The following is a 14,294-nucleotide window of genomic DNA, read 5'->3' as shown; positions in this document are numbered from 1 at the left end:
GGTGCGGCGGTCCCCGCGTCCGTACGTTCCGGGCGGGCTCAGTCCTCCCAGTCCCGGTCCCGCTTGCGCCCCTCACTCCAGGGGCCGCGCCACGACGAGTGCACCGCGTTCACCCCGAAGATGCCCAGCCAGCACACGAGCAGGCCGAGCAGTCCGGCGTTCACGACGGCGATGGCGGAGAGCGGGACGGCCAGCACCAGCGTGACGATGGCCAGGCCGAAGCGCTCGCCGAAACCGCCGTCGCCCGAGGACGGCCGGGCGGGGTGCGAGCCCCGGGCGACGACCATCTGCTGCTCGGCCAGTTGCCGGCGCACCCGCCGGTCGACCGTGGAGTCGAGGCGCTGCTCGACCTTCTCCAGGAACGATTCGACCAGGGCCGCCTCGTAGTCCGCCCCGAGTTCCCTCCGGGCGTGCACGGTGGCGTCGAGGTCCTTCTTCAGCTCGGGGTCGCGAGCGCGGCCTGTTGCGTCCATGCTTCGACGCTACGGATTTGGGGCCGCCGGGTCAGTGGGGGTAACCCCCGATTCTGCTTGGGGGAGCACCCCCCGGCCGCCGTCCTGTATATGGTCATGCAGGGTGCTGCGGGACTGAATAGACGGCGCGGCCGGGCTGGACAACACGGAGACGGGGTCGGACATGGGTGGAACCAGCAGCGAGGCGGGTGCCGGGTCGGCCACCGCGCGGTTGCAGCAGCTGTTCGAGGGGCGGCGGCTCACCCCGACCCAGCGGCGGATCGCGCACAGCATGGTGCGGCGGGCCGGGGAGGTGCCGTTCCTGTCGAGCGTGGAGCTGGCGGAGCTGGCCGGGGTCAGCCAGCCGTCGGTGACCCGGTTCGCGGTCGCGCTCGGCTTCGACGGGTACCCGGCGCTGCGCAAGCACCTGCGGGAGGTGGCCCCGGCGGAGGGCCCGGGGGCGGGGCCGGCGCAGGAGGTCTCGTACAACGAGTACCAGCAGGCCGTGCTCGGCGAGATCGAGAACCTGCGGCACCTGGCCGAGATCCTCGCCGACCCAACGCCCGTCGAACGGGCCGGTCAACTCCTGGCGTCCTCCAGGGTGTTGCCGGTGCTCGGGCTGCGGGCGGCGTCCTCGCAGGCGCGCGGCTTCGCGTACTTCGCGGCGAAGGTGCACCCCGATGTGCGGCTGCTCGACGAGGGCGGCTCTATGCTCGCCGACCGGATCGACGCGGCCCGGCGGGCGGGGGCGGACGTGCTGCTGTGCTTCGCGCTGCCCCGGCACCCCAAGGAGGTCGTGGAGGCGCTGGCGTACGCGCGGGAGCAGGGGATGACGGTGGTGACCGTCGCGGACTCCGCGTTCGCGCCGGTCGCGCGCCACAGCGACCTGCTGATCCCGGCGGCCGTCGGGACGGGCCTCGCCTTCGACACGGCGTGCGCGCCGATGCTGCTGGGGCGGGTGCTGCTGGAGGCGATGTGCGACGGGATCCCGGAGGCGCAGGCGCGGCTGGAGGAGTTCGACGTGCGGGCGACGGCGCGGGGGCTGTTCGTGGAATGACCCCGGGGGTGGGGGTGGGCGGGGGCGCTGTGCCGGGGAGTGCGCCCCCGCCCCGGAGGGCGCTCAGACCTCCAGCTCGTTCTCGATCTTCTTGAGCTGGTGCCGGGCCATCGCGAGGTTCGCGCGGCCCTTGTCGAGTGCCAGGTAGAGGAAGAGCCCGTTGTTGCCGCGGCCCTTCAGCAGGCGGATCAGGTGGTACTGGCTGTCGAGGGTGATGAGTATGTCCTCGATGTCCTCGTTGAGCCCGAGCAGCTCCATGGTGCGGACCTTGGCCCGGACCACGTCGGTGTTCCCGGCGGCGGCGACCGTGAGGTCGAGCTCCTTGCTGCCGCCCGCGGTGCCCAGGGCCATGCCGCTGGTGTAGTCGACGAGGGCGACGCCGACGGTGCCCTCGATGCTGGTCATTGCTTCCTTGAGGGCGGCTTCGGTGTTGGCCATGGCGGTCGCACTTCCTTCGGTGTGGGTCAGTTGGGTGTCGGGTTCGGGTTCGTGGTCTGTTCCTGTGGTGGTGCGTTCGTACGGTCCATCAGCTCGCCGATACGGGCTCCCGCCCGGCGGGCTTCGAGGTGCAGCCGGCCCACGTTGATCCGGGGCTCGGCCAGCAGGGTCAGCACGGCGGAGGCGCCGGCCGCGTACGTGGCGACATAGCCGTCCTCGCCGCGCACCAGTAGTTCCCGGAAGCCGCCCTGCCCGGTGGCGTCGGTGAGCCGCAGGGACACCCCGAGGGCGGCGGCGGTGAGGGCGGCGACGCCCTCCGGTTCGATGCCGGGGGCGTCCTCGGCGAGCACCAGGCCGTCCACGCTGGCGGCGACCGCGCCGGTCAGCTGGGGCAGCCGGGCCCGCAACCTGCCGAGTTCCGCGAGGACTTCGGGGTCCGGGGGCTTCGGCAGTGTCATGGGAGGGGACCTCCGCTCCGCCCGCTTGTCGGCCCGTATCGCGCGGGTGCGCAGGGCGCGTTTCACAGTGCCTCCAGGGCGTTGCGGAGTCTGCGCAGCAGGGCGACGTCCGGGTCCTCGGTCACCTGCGGCATCCACTGCGGCAGTGCGACGGGCGCGGGCACGGGCGTCTCCTGCGGCGTGGCGACGGCGCCCACCGCCGCGAGGCGGCGCACGTCGACCAGGGTGTGGAAGGCCGCCCGGCCCAGCAGGCGGGCGATGTCGGCGGGGGTGCGCACCCCGTCGGCGAGGTCGAGCACGTCCTGCTGGCGGCGGGTGACGGGGTAGGGGAAGTCGGTGTCGGCGCGTACGACGGGGGAGTCGTCGGTCTCGGGGTACGGCCACAGGGCGTCCAGCAGTTCCCTGCGGCGCAGGCACTCGCGGGCCAGCACCCGGGTCGGCACCGGGCGCACCGGACCCATCCAGTGCGCGACGCCGTGCCGGAAGCGGGTCGGTCCGCCGCCGGGGCCGAGCACGAAGTACGCGGCGTCGAACAGGACGCCCAGATGGGCGAGTTCGAGCTCCCCGTCGGCGAGGCGTCCGCTGTCCACCAGGTACCGGCCGACCCTTCCGTCGGGCCCGGCCAGGTCGAACGCCTCCTGCCAGCCCTCCTGCGGCAGCCGCCCGTCGAGCAGCACTTCCAGGCCGGGTGCGGCCGGGCTCTCGGCGTGCACCACCTGGCCGTCGTCCAGGTAGAGGGTGCCGTGGTCGCGCAGCAGGGCGCCGGTGGCGCGCTCGTCGGCGAGGCGGGCCAGCATCGGGGAGAGCGGGGGAGGGGGCGGAACCAGAGTGGCGGTGGTCATCCCAGCACCAGCCGTTCGGCGAGCTCGGCGAGGCGCAGCCGGGCGAGGGCGAGGTTGCCCTGGTCGCGGTCGAGCCACAGGTGGAGGAAGACGCTGCTGTCGAAGGAGGTCTCGACGTAGCGCAGGAGGTGGTAGTCGGTGCGGGTGGTGATGATGACGTCCTCGACGGGCAGGCCCTTGTCGTCCTGCCCCTGCGCGTTGCGCCGGTGCCGGCCGGGGCCGGGGGCGAAGGTGCCGTGCTCGGCGGCCATCCGCGCCAGCTCGGCGGATTCGGCGGCGGCGGTCTCGCTGTCGCCGCCGGCGGCCTCCCCCGCGGTGCCGAGGGCGAGGCCGCTGGTCCAGTCGACGACGGCGGCGCCGCGTGCACCGGGCAACTCCATCGCTTCGACCAGGCATGCGTCGATTCCGGACACGCAGAACTCCCCTCCCCCGGGTCCCCTCCGGGCTTGCGTGGTGTGGCTGAGATTAGCCAACTGGGGCTCTTTGGAAGGGAGTTCTGGCATATTCCATCGGAGCGGGCGATTCCGGACTAGCCTGTGCGCGGAGGCTCCGGTGTGTCACCGTCCGTAGTGCTGCGGAGGGGTTTGTTCCCCGGAGGGGCCCCTACATCTGCCGGTAGACGTCGCGGCGGTTGGCGACAGTCAGCACCCAGAGGATGAGCTTGCCGTCCTCGACCGTGTAGACGGCCCGGTAGTCGCCGATGCGCAGCCGCCACCGCGCGGAGTGGCCCTGAAGAGCCTTGATGTCGAACGCCGAAGTGTCCCCCTGATCCATGGCCTTCTGGAGTTCGGCGAGCCGGCGCAGGACGCGCAGGGCGTCGGGCTGGGGGATTTTGAGCAGGTCGCGCTGGGCGTGCGGGGTGAACCGCGTGACGTGTCCCATGGCCTCAGTCCCGCCGCGCCCGGATCTCCGCGGCCATCTCCTCCAGGGAGACGGACCCCTCCGTACCCTCCGCCTCGGCCGCATCGGCGAGCTGATTCAGCCAGTCCTCCTCGGCCTGCTCCTCGATGCGTCGCAGCCGCCGGTACTCGTCGATGTCTACCAGTACGGCCTCCTCCTTGCCGCGCCGCGTGATGACCGTGGGGGTGTCTTCGCGGCGAGCGCGGTCTATGGCGTCGGCGAGGTGTTTGCGGACTTCGGCCATGGACTCGACTACGGGTTCACTCATGCACCAAGTGTACCGAGTGTGCGGGATGTACATCTGGTACGCCGAACGTCCACCGCGTCTGGCTGAAAGGCGACCCCTTGCCGAAGCCCAGCACCTTCACCGGGGCCACCTCGAAGACCACCGCCTTGCCCGGGCCGTGGCCGAAGTGGCCGTCCGCGACCTCGAAGTCCCACTCGCTGCCGTACTTCTCCAGCCACGCCCCCGCCAGGACCTTCAGCCGGTCGTCGTCCGTGATGCGGCGGGCCTCGCCCTCCACCACCAGGTCGAAGCCCTCGTTCCAGCGGTTGGAGCCGGTGGTGAGGACCAGGTGCGGGTTGCGGCCGAGGTTCACCGCCTTCTGTTCTCCCGGGCCCGTGCAGAAGTGCAGGCGGTCGTCCCGCCACACGGCGGGGAGCGGTGTCACGTGCGGGCGGCCGTCGCTCCGTACCGTCGAGATCCAGAAGAGTTCCGCCGACCGGAGGATCTCCACGGCCCGCGACCAGGGCGCCGCCACCGCCTCCGCCTCGCTGAAGTCGGTGCACAGCTCGGTGCGTACGGGCTCTCGGGCAGGGGTGTGCTTCGTGTCCGTCATGGGAGAGAAGACCCCGCGGCGGCCCGGAACTCATCGGAACGGAGGTGTTGACTAGTTCTATTCAAGAGATCAGGATGTGAATAACAACATCATGGCGACCTCGTGCGTCGCCATGCGTCGTCATGCGTCGCGACCAGGAGGCACCCATGTCAGGACCCCGACCCGTACGAGCCCCCCGCGGTACGGAGCTCAGCGCCCTGGGATGGCAGCAGGAGGCCGCCCTGCGCATGCTCCAGAACAACCTCGACCCCGAGGTCGCCGAGCACCCCGACAAGCTGGTCGTCTACGGCGGGACGGGGAAGGCCGCCCGTGACTGGCGGTCGTTCGACGCCATGGTCCGCACGCTCAAGACGCTCAAGCAGGACGAGACGATGCTCGTCCAGTCCGGGCGTCCGGTCGGTGTCATGCAGACGCACGAGTGGGCCCCGCGCGTTCTGATCGCCAACTCCAACCTGGTGGGGGACTGGGCGAACTGGGAGGAGTTCCGGCGCCTGGAGGCCCTCGGGCTCACCATGTACGGGCAGATGACCGCCGGGTCGTGGATCTACATCGGTACGCAGGGGATCCTTCAGGGGACGTACGAGACCTTCGCCGCCGTCGCCGCGAAGCGGTTCAACGGCACCCTCGCCGGGACCATCACCCTCACCGCCGGCCTCGGCGGCATGGGCGGCGCCCAGCCGCTCGCCGTGACGATGAACGACGGCGTCGCCATCTGTATCGACGTCGACCCGCGCGCCATCGAGCGCCGCATCGAGCACAAGTACCTGGACGTGAAGGCCGACTCGCTGGAGCACGCCCTCCAGCTCGCCGTCGAGGCGCGCGACGCCCGCCGTCCGCTGTCGATCGGTCTGCTCGGCAACGCCGCGGAGCTGCTGCCGCGCATGCTCGCCGAGGGTGCGCCCATCGACATCGTCACCGACCAGACCTCCGCGCACGACCCGCTCGCCTACCTCCCCATCGGCATCGACTTCGACGACATGGCGGACGCCGCCGCCAAGGACCCGGCGGGCTTCACCACCCGCGCCCGCGAGTCCATGGCCCAGCACGTCGAGGCGATGGTCGGCTTCATGGACGCCGGCGCGGAGGTCTTCGACTACGGCAACTCGATCCGCGGCGAGGCCCAACTCGCGGGCTACTCCCGGGCGTTCGACTTCCCCGGCTTCGTCCCCGCGTACATCCGCCCGCTCTTCTGCGAGGGCAAGGGCCCGTTCCGCTGGGCCGCCCTCTCCGGCGAGGCGTCCGACATCCACAAGACGGACCGCGAGCTGCTCAAGCTCTTCCCCGAGAACGAGTCCCTGCACCGCTGGATCAAGATGGCCGGTGAGCGCGTCCACTTCCAGGGCCTGCCCGCCCGCATCTGCTGGCTCGGCCAGGGCGAGCGCGACAAGGCCGGTGAGCTCTTCAACAACATGGTCGCCGACGGCACCCTCGCCGCCCCGCTCGCCATCGGGCGCGACCACCTCGACACCGGCTCCGTCGCCTCCCCGTACCGCGAGACCGAGGGCATGCTCGACGGCTCCGACGCCATCGCGGACTGGCCGCTGCTCAACGCCATGGTGAATGTCGCCTCGGGTGCCTCCTGGGTGTCCATCCACCACGGTGGCGGCGTCGGCATGGGCCGGTCCATCCACGCCGGTCAGGTGTCGGTGGCCGACGGCACCAAGCTCGCGGGCGAGAAGATCCGCCGCGTGCTGACCAACGACCCCGGCATGGGTGTCATCCGGCACGTCGACGCCGGGTACGACATCGCCGAGCGGACCGCCCACGCCCAGGGCGTCCGCGTGCCGATGCGCGAGGGCGGGGACGCGTGACCTCCTCGTTCCACGAGCTGTGGGCGGAGCTGCTGCCGATCGGCCGCAGCTCCGCCTCCGGCGGATACCGGCGTTACGCCTGGACCGCCGCCGACGCCGACTGCCGGGCCTGGTTCCAGGCGCAGGCCGAGTCGCGCGGACTGACGTACGAGCTCGACCGCAACGGCAACCAGTGGGCCTGGCACGGGGACGCGGAAGCGGGCGACGCCGTCGTCATCGGCTCGCACCTGGACTCCGTGCCCGACGGCGGTGCCTTCGACGGCCCCCTCGGTGTCGTCTCCTCCTTCGCCGCGCTCGACGAACTCCGCCGCAGGGGAGCGGAGTTCACCAAGCCGGTCGCCATCACCAACTTCGGTGACGAGGAGGGGGCCCGCTTCGGGCTCGCGTGTGTCGGGTCCCGGCTCGCGGCCGGACAGCTCACGCCCGAGAAGGCGTACGAGCTCCGCGACGGCGACGGGATCTCACTGCCGCAGGCCATGGAGGCGGCCGGGTACGACCCCTCCGCCATCGGCCCCGACCCCGAACGCCTCGCCCGCATCGGCGCGTTCGTCGAACTCCACGTCGAGCAGGGGCGCGCGCTGGACCTGTCCGGCGACGCCGTCGGCATCGCCTCCGCGATCTGGCCGCACGGCCGCTGGCGGTACGACTTCCACGGCGAGGCCAACCACGCCGGCACGACCCGCCTGGTCGACCGGCGCGACCCCATGCTCACGTACGCCGAGACCGTCCTCGCCGCCCGCGAGCAGGCGCAGCTCACCGGCGCGCTCGCCACCTTCGGCAAGATCTCCGTCGAGCCGAACGGCGTCAACGCCATCCCGTCGCTGGTACGGGGCTGGCTCGACTCGCGCGCCGCCGACCAGGACACCCTGGACAAGGTCATCGAGGGCATCGAGGCCGCCGCCCACGAGGCGGCGAACCGTGCCGGGATCGACCTGAAGGTCGTACGGGAGTCCTTCACGCCCGTCGTGGAGTTCGAGCACGCGCTGCGCGACGAGCTCGGGCGGCTGCTCGGCGGCGGGATTCCCGTACTGGGTACGGGCGCCGGACACGACGCCGGAATCCTCTCCGCGTCCGTGCCGACCGCCATGCTGTTCGTACGCAACCCCACCGGCGTCTCGCACTCCCCGGCGGAGTACGCAGCCGAGGACGACTGCGTCGCCGGAGTCCGCGCGCTCGCCGACGTCACGGAAGGTCTCGCCTGCGCATGACGAGCACCACGACTTACTGGATGGAACACGCCTGGCTCGACACGTACGTCGAGCCGGGGGTGGCCGTGGACGTGTCCGACGGGCGGATCACCGCCGTGCGCAAGGGGGTCGACACCCCGGAGGCAGGGGCTCTCGCCCTGCGCGGGCTCACCCTCCCCGGCCTCTCCAACGCCCACTCGCACGCCTTCCACCGGGCCCTGCGCGGGGCCGTCCAGGTCGGCTCCGGGACCTTCTGGACCTGGCGCGAGGTCATGTACGGCGTCGCGTCCCGGCTCACCCCCGACTCGTACTACGCGCTCGCGCGGGCCGTGTACGCGGAGATGGCCCTCGCCGGGATCACCTCGGTGGGCGAGTTCCACTACGTGCACCACGCGCCGGGCGGCACCCCGTACGCCGACCCCAACGCGATGGGGGCGGCGCTGATCGCGGCGGCCGAGGACGCGGGCATCCGGCTGACGCTGCTGGACACCGCGTACCTGTCCTCCGGCTTCGGCGCACCGCCCAACTCCCACCAGCTCCGCTTCTCGGACGGGACGGCCCAGCGGTGGGCCGAGCGGGTGTCCGGCCTCGCCGACTCCGCTCTCGTGCGGCACGGGGCGGCCATTCATTCCGTACGGGCCGTACCCGCCGCCGAGCTGGCGACCGTCGCCCGGTGGGCGCAGGACCGGGGCGCACCGCTGCACGTCCACCTCTCCGAGCAGACGGCGGAGAACGACGCCTGCCAGGCGGCCCACGGCTGCACCCCCACCCAACTCCTCGCGGACCACGGTGTGCTGGGCCCCGGAACCACCGGCGTCCACAACACCCACCTCACCGACGCCGACATCAAACTCCTCGGCACCTCCGGCACGGGCACCTGCATGTGCCCCACCACCGAACGCGACCTCGCCGACGGCATCGGCCCGGCCGTCGCCCTCCAGCGGGCGGGCTCCCCGCTCTCCCTCGGCAGCGACAGCCACGCCGTGATCGACCTCTTCGAGGAGGCGCGGGCCATGGAGCTGAACGAGCGCCTGCGGACCCGCACCCGGGGCCACTGGACCGCGGCGGCCCTGCTGCGTGCCGCCTCCGCCGACGGCCACGCGGCCCTCGGCTGGGCCGGCGCGGGCGTCATCGAGCCCGGTGCGCTCGCCGACTTCACCACCATCGCCCTGGACACGGTCCGCACGGCGGGCCCGGTCCCGATACTGGGCGCCGAGACCGCCGTCTTCGCCGCCACGGGCGCGGACGTCCGCCACACGGTCGTCGGCGGCCGCCACGTGGTCCGCGACGGGACCCATGCGTCCGTGCCGGACACCGCGCACGCCCTGTCCGCCTCCATCGCAGCCCTGCACGGGTAGGGGCGGAGCACGGAGCTTCCCACCCCCCACCCCGACCCCGGACAAGGAACATGCCCTCCACCCTCATCCACAGCATCCGCTCCCTCGTCACCAACGACCCCGCCCTCGGCACCGGCCCCCTCGGGCTCGTCGAGGACGCCGCCGTCCTCGTCGAGGGCGAGCGCATCGCCTGGGTCGGGCCGAGCAGCAAGGCACCGCAGGCCGACAGCGCGTACGACGCCCAGGGGCAGGCCGTGATCCCCGGCTTCGTGGACTCGCACTCGCACCTGGTCTTCGCCGGGGACCGGACGCAGGAGTTCAACGCCCGCATGTCCGGCCAGCCGTACAAGGCGGGCGGGATCAGGACGACGGTCGCCGCGACCCGCGCCGCGAGCGACGAGGAGCTGGCGGCCAATCTGGCCAAGCACCTGCACGAGGCCCTCCGCCAGGGCACGACCACGTTCGAAACCAAGTCCGGGTACGGGCTCACCGTCGAGGACGAGGCCCGCGCCCTGCGCATCGCGAGCGAGCAGACGTCGGAGGTCACCTACCTCGGCGCGCACATCGTGAGCCCCGACTATGCCGAGGATCCGGCCGCGTACGTCGACCTCGTCACCGGGGACATGCTGGAGGCGTGCGCGCCGTACGCCCGGTGGATCGACGTGTTCTGTGAGAAGGGGGCCTTTGACGGGGACCAGGCGCGGGCGATCCTGACCGCCGGGAAGGCGAAGGGGCTGATCCCGCGGATCCACGCCAATCAGCTGTCGTACGGGCCCGGTGTGCAGCTGGGCGTGGAGCTGGGGGCGGCCAGCGCCGACCACTGCACGCACCTCACGGACGCGGACGTGGACGCGCTGGCGAGCGGGGACACCGTCGCGACCCTGCTGCCGGGGGCCGAGTTCTCGACCCGGGCCCAGTGGCCCGACGCCCGGCGGCTGCTCGACGCGGGGGCGACCGTGGCGTTGTCGACGGACTGCAATCCGGGGTCGTCGTTCACGTCGTCCATGCCGTTCTGCATCGCGCTCGCGGTGCGGGACATGGGGATGACCCCGGACGAGGCCCTGTGGGCGGCGACGGCGGGCGGTGCGCGGGCCCTGCGCCGGACCGACATCGGGCGGATCACCGTCGGAGCGCGGGCCGATCTCGCGCTGCTGGACGCCCCCAGCCACGTACACCTCGCGTACCGGCCCGGAGTGCCGCTCGTCCTTGCCGTCTGGCGAAACGGTGCGCTTGCCGTGTGAGGTCCTGGGTAGGCGCTCATCGCAACACCCTGCACAAAAGAACGTTGGACTGCCCCGGATACGGCCTGGGGCAGCCCAACGTTCAAGGGAACAGCAGGTGTTACTCGACGACGGTCAGGCCCTTGCGCAGCTTGACCAGCGTGCGCGAGAGCAGGCGCGAGACGTGCATCTGGGAGATGCCCAGCTCGTCGCCGATCTCGGACTGCGTCATGTTGGCGACGAAGCGCAGGGAGAGGATCTGGCGGTCGCGGGTCGGCAGGGAGGCGATCAGCGGCTTCAGGGACTCGATGTACTCGATTCCCTCCAGACCGTGGTCCTCGTAGCCGATCCGGTCGGCCAGCGCGCCCTCGGAGTCGTCCTCCTCGGGCTGGGCGTCCAGCGAGCTCGCCGTGTAGGCGTTGCTCGCGGCCATGCCCTCGACGACCTCTTCCTTGGTGATGTCCAGGCGCTCGGCCAGCTCTGCCACGGTGGGGGAGCGGTCCAGCTGCTGGGCCAGCTCGTCGCCCGCCTTGGCGAGGTCCAGGCGCAGCTCCTGCAGGCGGCGGGGGACCCGCACCGACCAGGAGGTGTCGCGGAAGAAGCGCTTGATCTCGCCGATGATCGTCGGCATCGCGAAGGTGGGGAATTCCACGCCGCGGCTGAGCTCGAAGCGGTCGATGGCCTTGATCAGACCGATCGTGCCGACCTGGATGATGTCCTCCATCGGTTCGCTGCGGGTGCGGAACCGGGAGGCGGCGAACTTGACCAGGGCCAGGTTCAGCTCGACCAGGGTGTTGCGGACGTAGGCGTGCTCGTGGGTTCCCTCTTCGAGGGATTCGAGACGCTCGAAGAGCGTCTTCGACAGGGCCCTGGCGTCCAGCGGCCCCACCTCGTCGTACGGGGGGATCTCGGGAAGGTCGGAAAGGCTGTCGGGCCGCTCTGTGCTTGCCGGGGCGGGCGCCGGGGCGGCTGGCGGGGGTGTCGACGCGGCGTCGTCCTGGTTGAGGTGGGTACGCGTCTCGTCGAGCCGGGGTGACATGGTCTCCTCCATCGTTCTCGGCATATGGCTGCCGATGCCGATACGTGTTCCTGCGGTGAAGCGGCGCCTCCAAAGCCGGTGGTGGGCGGACGGTGGTCGGATGTGTCCCTACTAGCCCTACCCGCTCGCGACGGGCGGTTGCAAGTGCCTTATGTCCGAATAAGCCCAGTTCAGGACGTTGTTCGACTACCCGTGCGTGTGAAGAAGGCGTAGTGTTCTGCTGCTGTCGTGGGCATACCGCACAGCCTTGATGCGGCCTTAAGGTGCGCTTGAGTGAGGGACGGAACACACCGGCGCGGCGTGTAAAGGCCGCGACCGGCGAGCAGGACGCGTAGAAGCAGAACCAAGCAGAACCACGACGGCGAAAAGGGACGGGCATGGACCGCGGGACGGTCGGCAGCGCGAACCGGGGCCGGCTTCAGGTCGAAGTGCGGACCGAGGGCCGGAACGAGATCGTGACTCCGGCGGGTGAGCTGGATCACCACACGGCCGAGCTGCTTCGGGAGCCTCTGGAGCAGGCGCTCGACGACGGGCGGACACGCCTCGTGATCGACTGCTCGCTGCTCGAATTCTGTGACTCGACGGGGCTGAACGTCCTGCTCGGGGCCCGGCTGAAGGCCGAGGCCGCGGGCGGCGAGGTGCACCTGGCGGGCATGCAGCCCGTGGTGGCGCGCGTCTTCGAGATCACCGGGGCGGAGGCCGTCTTCACCGTGCACGACACGCTTGCGGACGCCCTCGCCACAACCCCGGGAACCTGACCGGACCCGGACCCTCCGCACGCGCCCCGCGGGAAGCGTGTGGCGCGGCCCGTGGCGAATCGTGGGTGTTCTCACGGTTCGCTCGGGCAGGAGGAATCACAGACCCTGCAAGCACGGACCCTGCAAACAACGAATTGGCGAATCGGTGAGGTGAAGCGCTGATGAGCACCACCCGGCAGCATCCGCCGGGCGACCTCGGCCCCGAGCCGGACGGCATCGCCTCCGATGCCTCCGGCGCTGCTCCCGCGGCTGCGGAGGGCGCGACCGAGGTTCCTGCCGGGACGGTGGCAGCCTCGGTGACGGGCGCACCCGCGCCGCCCGCACCCCTGTCGTCCGCGCCCGCCCCGGGCGACCCCGCACCGGCCCCCGCCGAGGGTGCCGCCGGGGCCGTCGACGCGGTCGCGAGCGGTGCGACGGCAGCGTTCGCCCCCGTGGCCGACGCCGGTACGCAGGTTGCCGACGCCCCCGTGCGGGGCGAGCACCCCATGGCCTCCGGCGCGGCGGGCGGCTCGTTCGGCGTGCCCGGAGCCGGTGCGGCGGGCGGTCCCGCCGCCCGGGCGGCCGACGTTGTCTCCGCCGGTACGGAACCGGGCGCCGACAAGTCGGGCGCCGACAGGCCCGCCGACACCCTCGCCGCCGCCGAGGCCTCCGGCCGGCTCCGCTACCTCGAGCTGAACGGGGCCAGCGGCATCGTCCCGCTCGCCCGCGACTTCACCCGGCAGGCGCTGTACGACTGGGGCTGGCTCCCGGCGTCCACCGCCGACCGGCGTGCCGCCGCCGAGGACGTCCTGCTCGTCGTCTCCGAACTCGTCACCAACGCCTGCCTGCACGCCGAGGGCCCCGAGTCCCTGCGCGTGGCCAGCGACGGCAAGCGGCTGCGCCTGGAGGTCACCGACCGCAGCGGCGGCGAGCCCGCCCCGCGCACCCCGCACCGTGCGGGCCGCCCGGGCGGCCACGGCATGTTCATCGTGCAGCGGCTCTGCCTGGACTGGGGCGTCTCCCGCGCGCCCGACGGCGTCCCCGGCAAGACGGTCTGGGCCGAACTGGCGGCACCCGCCTAGGAGTTGCCCGGCAAGAGCGCCGAATCCCCTGTTGTTGGAGAGCACGTCGATACGGCGTGCTCTTTGTCTTCCCCTTGACTGGTCACCGGCGTACCTTGAGCGACCAATCTGATGCGCCGTCAGTAACTTGGCCGACCGTACCCGGCCCGGTGCCCGGCGGCGCTCCGGCGTACGAGGGGATCACGAGGTGTCGTACCAGAAGCAGATTCGGACGGTGACCGCGAGGCCGGGCGTGCTCGCGCTCGCGACTGCGGCGGTGCTCCTTGCCGCCCCCGCCGCACAGGCCGACGTCGTGGACGTCAACTACCAGTGCAAGACGCCGATCGGGAACAAGGGGGCGGTCTCCCCGATCGACATCAAGGCGGTCAAGAGCGGCAGCGGCTACACCCTCACCATGTCCTTCCAGAAGGGCGTCTCCTCCAGCCCGGTGGAGCTGGGCAAGGGGGCGATGAAGCCGAACGCGGTCATCAAGGTCGGCGGCGCCGACGGCGGCCAGGTCTCCGTGGCCGGACCCGCCAACTCCTCCGCCATACCGGCCAACACCCCCATCAAGATCAGCGACCTGTCCGGCACTTACACCCCGAAGAAGAGCGGCAAGGTCACCTTCACCGCGGGCGTCCTCACCATCAAGGCCCTCGGCACGACGACCACCTGCACGCCCTCCAACAGCCCCAAACCCTCACTGGAGCTGGACGTGAAGGGCTCCGGAGGGGGGTCGGGCGGTTCGGACGACAGCGCCTCCCAGAGCTCCCCCTCCGGCAGCGGCGAACTGCCCAAGACCGGCCCGCTCGACTCCGCCGTCGCGCTCGGCACCCTCGGCGGCACCGTCCTGCTCGCCGGAGCCGCGGGCGCCCTCTGGCTCACCCGCCGCAACCAGCAGCGCTCCACGCACTGA

At 71.8% G+C, this 14,294-nt stretch carries 17 protein-coding genes; 8 read left to right on the top strand and 9 right to left on the bottom strand.

Annotated elements, in window-relative coordinates:
* Window positions 1-38 precede the first annotated feature (38 nt).
* The gene (locus tag IE269_RS37295) at window positions 39-473 is read right to left on the bottom strand and encodes a hypothetical protein (protein WP_189827752.1); all 435 of its coding nucleotides are present in this window, start codon (window positions 471-473) and stop codon (window positions 39-41) included.
* 163 nt (window positions 474-636) lie between these two features.
* On the opposite strand from IE269_RS37295, the gene IE269_RS37290 reads away from it, so the two are divergent.
* The gene (locus tag IE269_RS37290) at window positions 637-1,509 is read left to right on the top strand and encodes a MurR/RpiR family transcriptional regulator (RefSeq protein ID WP_189827751.1); all 873 of its coding nucleotides are present in this window, start codon (window positions 637-639) and stop codon (window positions 1,507-1,509) included.
* Between the two features lie 63 nt (window positions 1,510-1,572).
* Here IE269_RS37290 and IE269_RS37285 read toward each other — a convergent pair whose 3' ends face one another.
* The 7 genes from IE269_RS37285 to IE269_RS37255 form a co-directional block, all read right to left on the bottom strand.
* Window positions 1,573-1,947: a hypothetical protein gene (locus IE269_RS37285; protein WP_189827750.1), complete on the bottom strand. Its 375-nt coding sequence runs from the start codon at window positions 1,945-1,947 to the stop codon at window positions 1,573-1,575.
* A gap of 26 nt (window positions 1,948-1,973) precedes the next feature.
* The gene (locus IE269_RS37280; RefSeq protein WP_189827749.1) at window positions 1,974-2,405 is read right to left on the bottom strand and encodes a roadblock/LC7 domain-containing protein; all 432 of its coding nucleotides are present in this window, start codon (window positions 2,403-2,405) and stop codon (window positions 1,974-1,976) included.
* Between the two features lie 62 nt (window positions 2,406-2,467).
* The gene (locus IE269_RS37275; protein WP_189827748.1) at window positions 2,468-3,247 is read right to left on the bottom strand and encodes a DUF4388 domain-containing protein; all 780 of its coding nucleotides are present in this window, start codon (window positions 3,245-3,247) and stop codon (window positions 2,468-2,470) included.
* Window positions 3,244-3,660, bottom strand: coding sequence for a hypothetical protein (locus IE269_RS37270; protein WP_189827747.1), 417 nt, complete (start codon window positions 3,658-3,660; stop codon window positions 3,244-3,246). The genes IE269_RS37275 and IE269_RS37270 overlap by 4 nt, the downstream gene beginning before the upstream one ends.
* Window positions 3,661-3,850: 190 nt before the next feature.
* Window positions 3,851-4,129, bottom strand: coding sequence for a type II toxin-antitoxin system RelE family toxin (locus IE269_RS37265; protein WP_189827746.1), 279 nt, complete (start codon window positions 4,127-4,129; stop codon window positions 3,851-3,853).
* A gap of 4 nt (window positions 4,130-4,133) precedes the next feature.
* Window positions 4,134-4,415, bottom strand: a complete 282-nt coding sequence (locus tag IE269_RS37260) for a type II toxin-antitoxin system Phd/YefM family antitoxin (protein WP_229898542.1) — start codon at window positions 4,413-4,415, stop codon at window positions 4,134-4,136.
* Window positions 4,408-4,986, bottom strand: a complete 579-nt coding sequence (locus tag IE269_RS37255; RefSeq protein WP_189827745.1) for a pyridoxamine 5'-phosphate oxidase family protein — start codon at window positions 4,984-4,986, stop codon at window positions 4,408-4,410. Before IE269_RS37255 ends, IE269_RS37260 begins: the two co-directional genes overlap by 8 nt.
* 146 nt (window positions 4,987-5,132) lie before the next feature.
* Between IE269_RS37255 and hutU the strand changes: the two genes are divergently transcribed.
* The 4 genes from hutU to hutI are packed head-to-tail and all read left to right on the top strand — an operon-like array spanning window position 5,133 to window position 10,562.
* Entirely contained in the window at window positions 5,133-6,797 is a 1,665-nt protein-coding gene (gene hutU, locus IE269_RS37250) for a urocanate hydratase (RefSeq protein WP_189827744.1), read from the top strand.
* Window positions 6,794-8,005 (top strand): allantoate amidohydrolase, encoded by a 1,212-nt coding sequence (locus IE269_RS37245; protein ID WP_229898543.1) that lies wholly within the window; start codon window positions 6,794-6,796, stop codon window positions 8,003-8,005. The genes hutU and IE269_RS37245 overlap by 4 nt, the downstream gene beginning before the upstream one ends.
* A complete protein-coding gene (locus IE269_RS37240) occupies window positions 8,002-9,342 on the top strand; it encodes a formimidoylglutamate deiminase (protein ID WP_189827743.1) in 1,341 nt (446 codons plus the stop codon). Before IE269_RS37245 ends, IE269_RS37240 begins: the two co-directional genes overlap by 4 nt.
* A gap of 50 nt (window positions 9,343-9,392) precedes the next feature.
* Complete coding sequence (gene hutI / locus IE269_RS37235) at window positions 9,393-10,562, top strand: imidazolonepropionase (protein WP_189827742.1); 1,170 nt, start codon at window positions 9,393-9,395, stop codon at window positions 10,560-10,562.
* Window positions 10,563-10,662: 100 nt separating this feature from the next.
* Here the strand turns inward: hutI and IE269_RS37230 are convergent, their stop codons facing one another.
* Window positions 10,663-11,592: an RNA polymerase sigma factor SigF gene (locus IE269_RS37230; RefSeq protein WP_189827741.1), complete on the bottom strand. Its 930-nt coding sequence runs from the start codon at window positions 11,590-11,592 to the stop codon at window positions 10,663-10,665.
* A gap of 365 nt (window positions 11,593-11,957) precedes the next feature.
* On the opposite strand from IE269_RS37230, the gene IE269_RS37225 reads away from it, so the two are divergent.
* The 3 genes from IE269_RS37225 to IE269_RS37215 all read left to right on the top strand — a co-directional run bounded on the left by IE269_RS37225 (window position 11,958) and on the right by IE269_RS37215 (window position 14,294).
* The gene (locus tag IE269_RS37225) at window positions 11,958-12,338 is read left to right on the top strand and encodes an STAS domain-containing protein (protein WP_189827740.1); all 381 of its coding nucleotides are present in this window, start codon (window positions 11,958-11,960) and stop codon (window positions 12,336-12,338) included.
* 485 nt (window positions 12,339-12,823) lie between these two features.
* A complete protein-coding gene (locus tag IE269_RS37220; RefSeq protein WP_189827786.1) occupies window positions 12,824-13,399 on the top strand; it encodes an ATP-binding protein in 576 nt (191 codons plus the stop codon).
* 187 nt (window positions 13,400-13,586) lie between these two features.
* On the top strand, window positions 13,587-14,294 hold the full coding sequence (locus IE269_RS37215) for an LPXTG cell wall anchor domain-containing protein (RefSeq protein WP_189827739.1): 708 nt from the start codon (window positions 13,587-13,589) through the stop codon (window positions 14,292-14,294).

Source organism: Streptomyces spiroverticillatus (genome assembly GCA_014650415.1).
Taxonomy (GTDB): Bacteria; Actinomycetota; Actinomycetes; order Streptomycetales; family Streptomycetaceae; genus Streptomyces; species Streptomyces spiroverticillatus.
The sequence above is the reverse complement of the archived record's forward strand: the minus strand, read 5'-3'. Positions and strand labels throughout refer to the sequence as shown.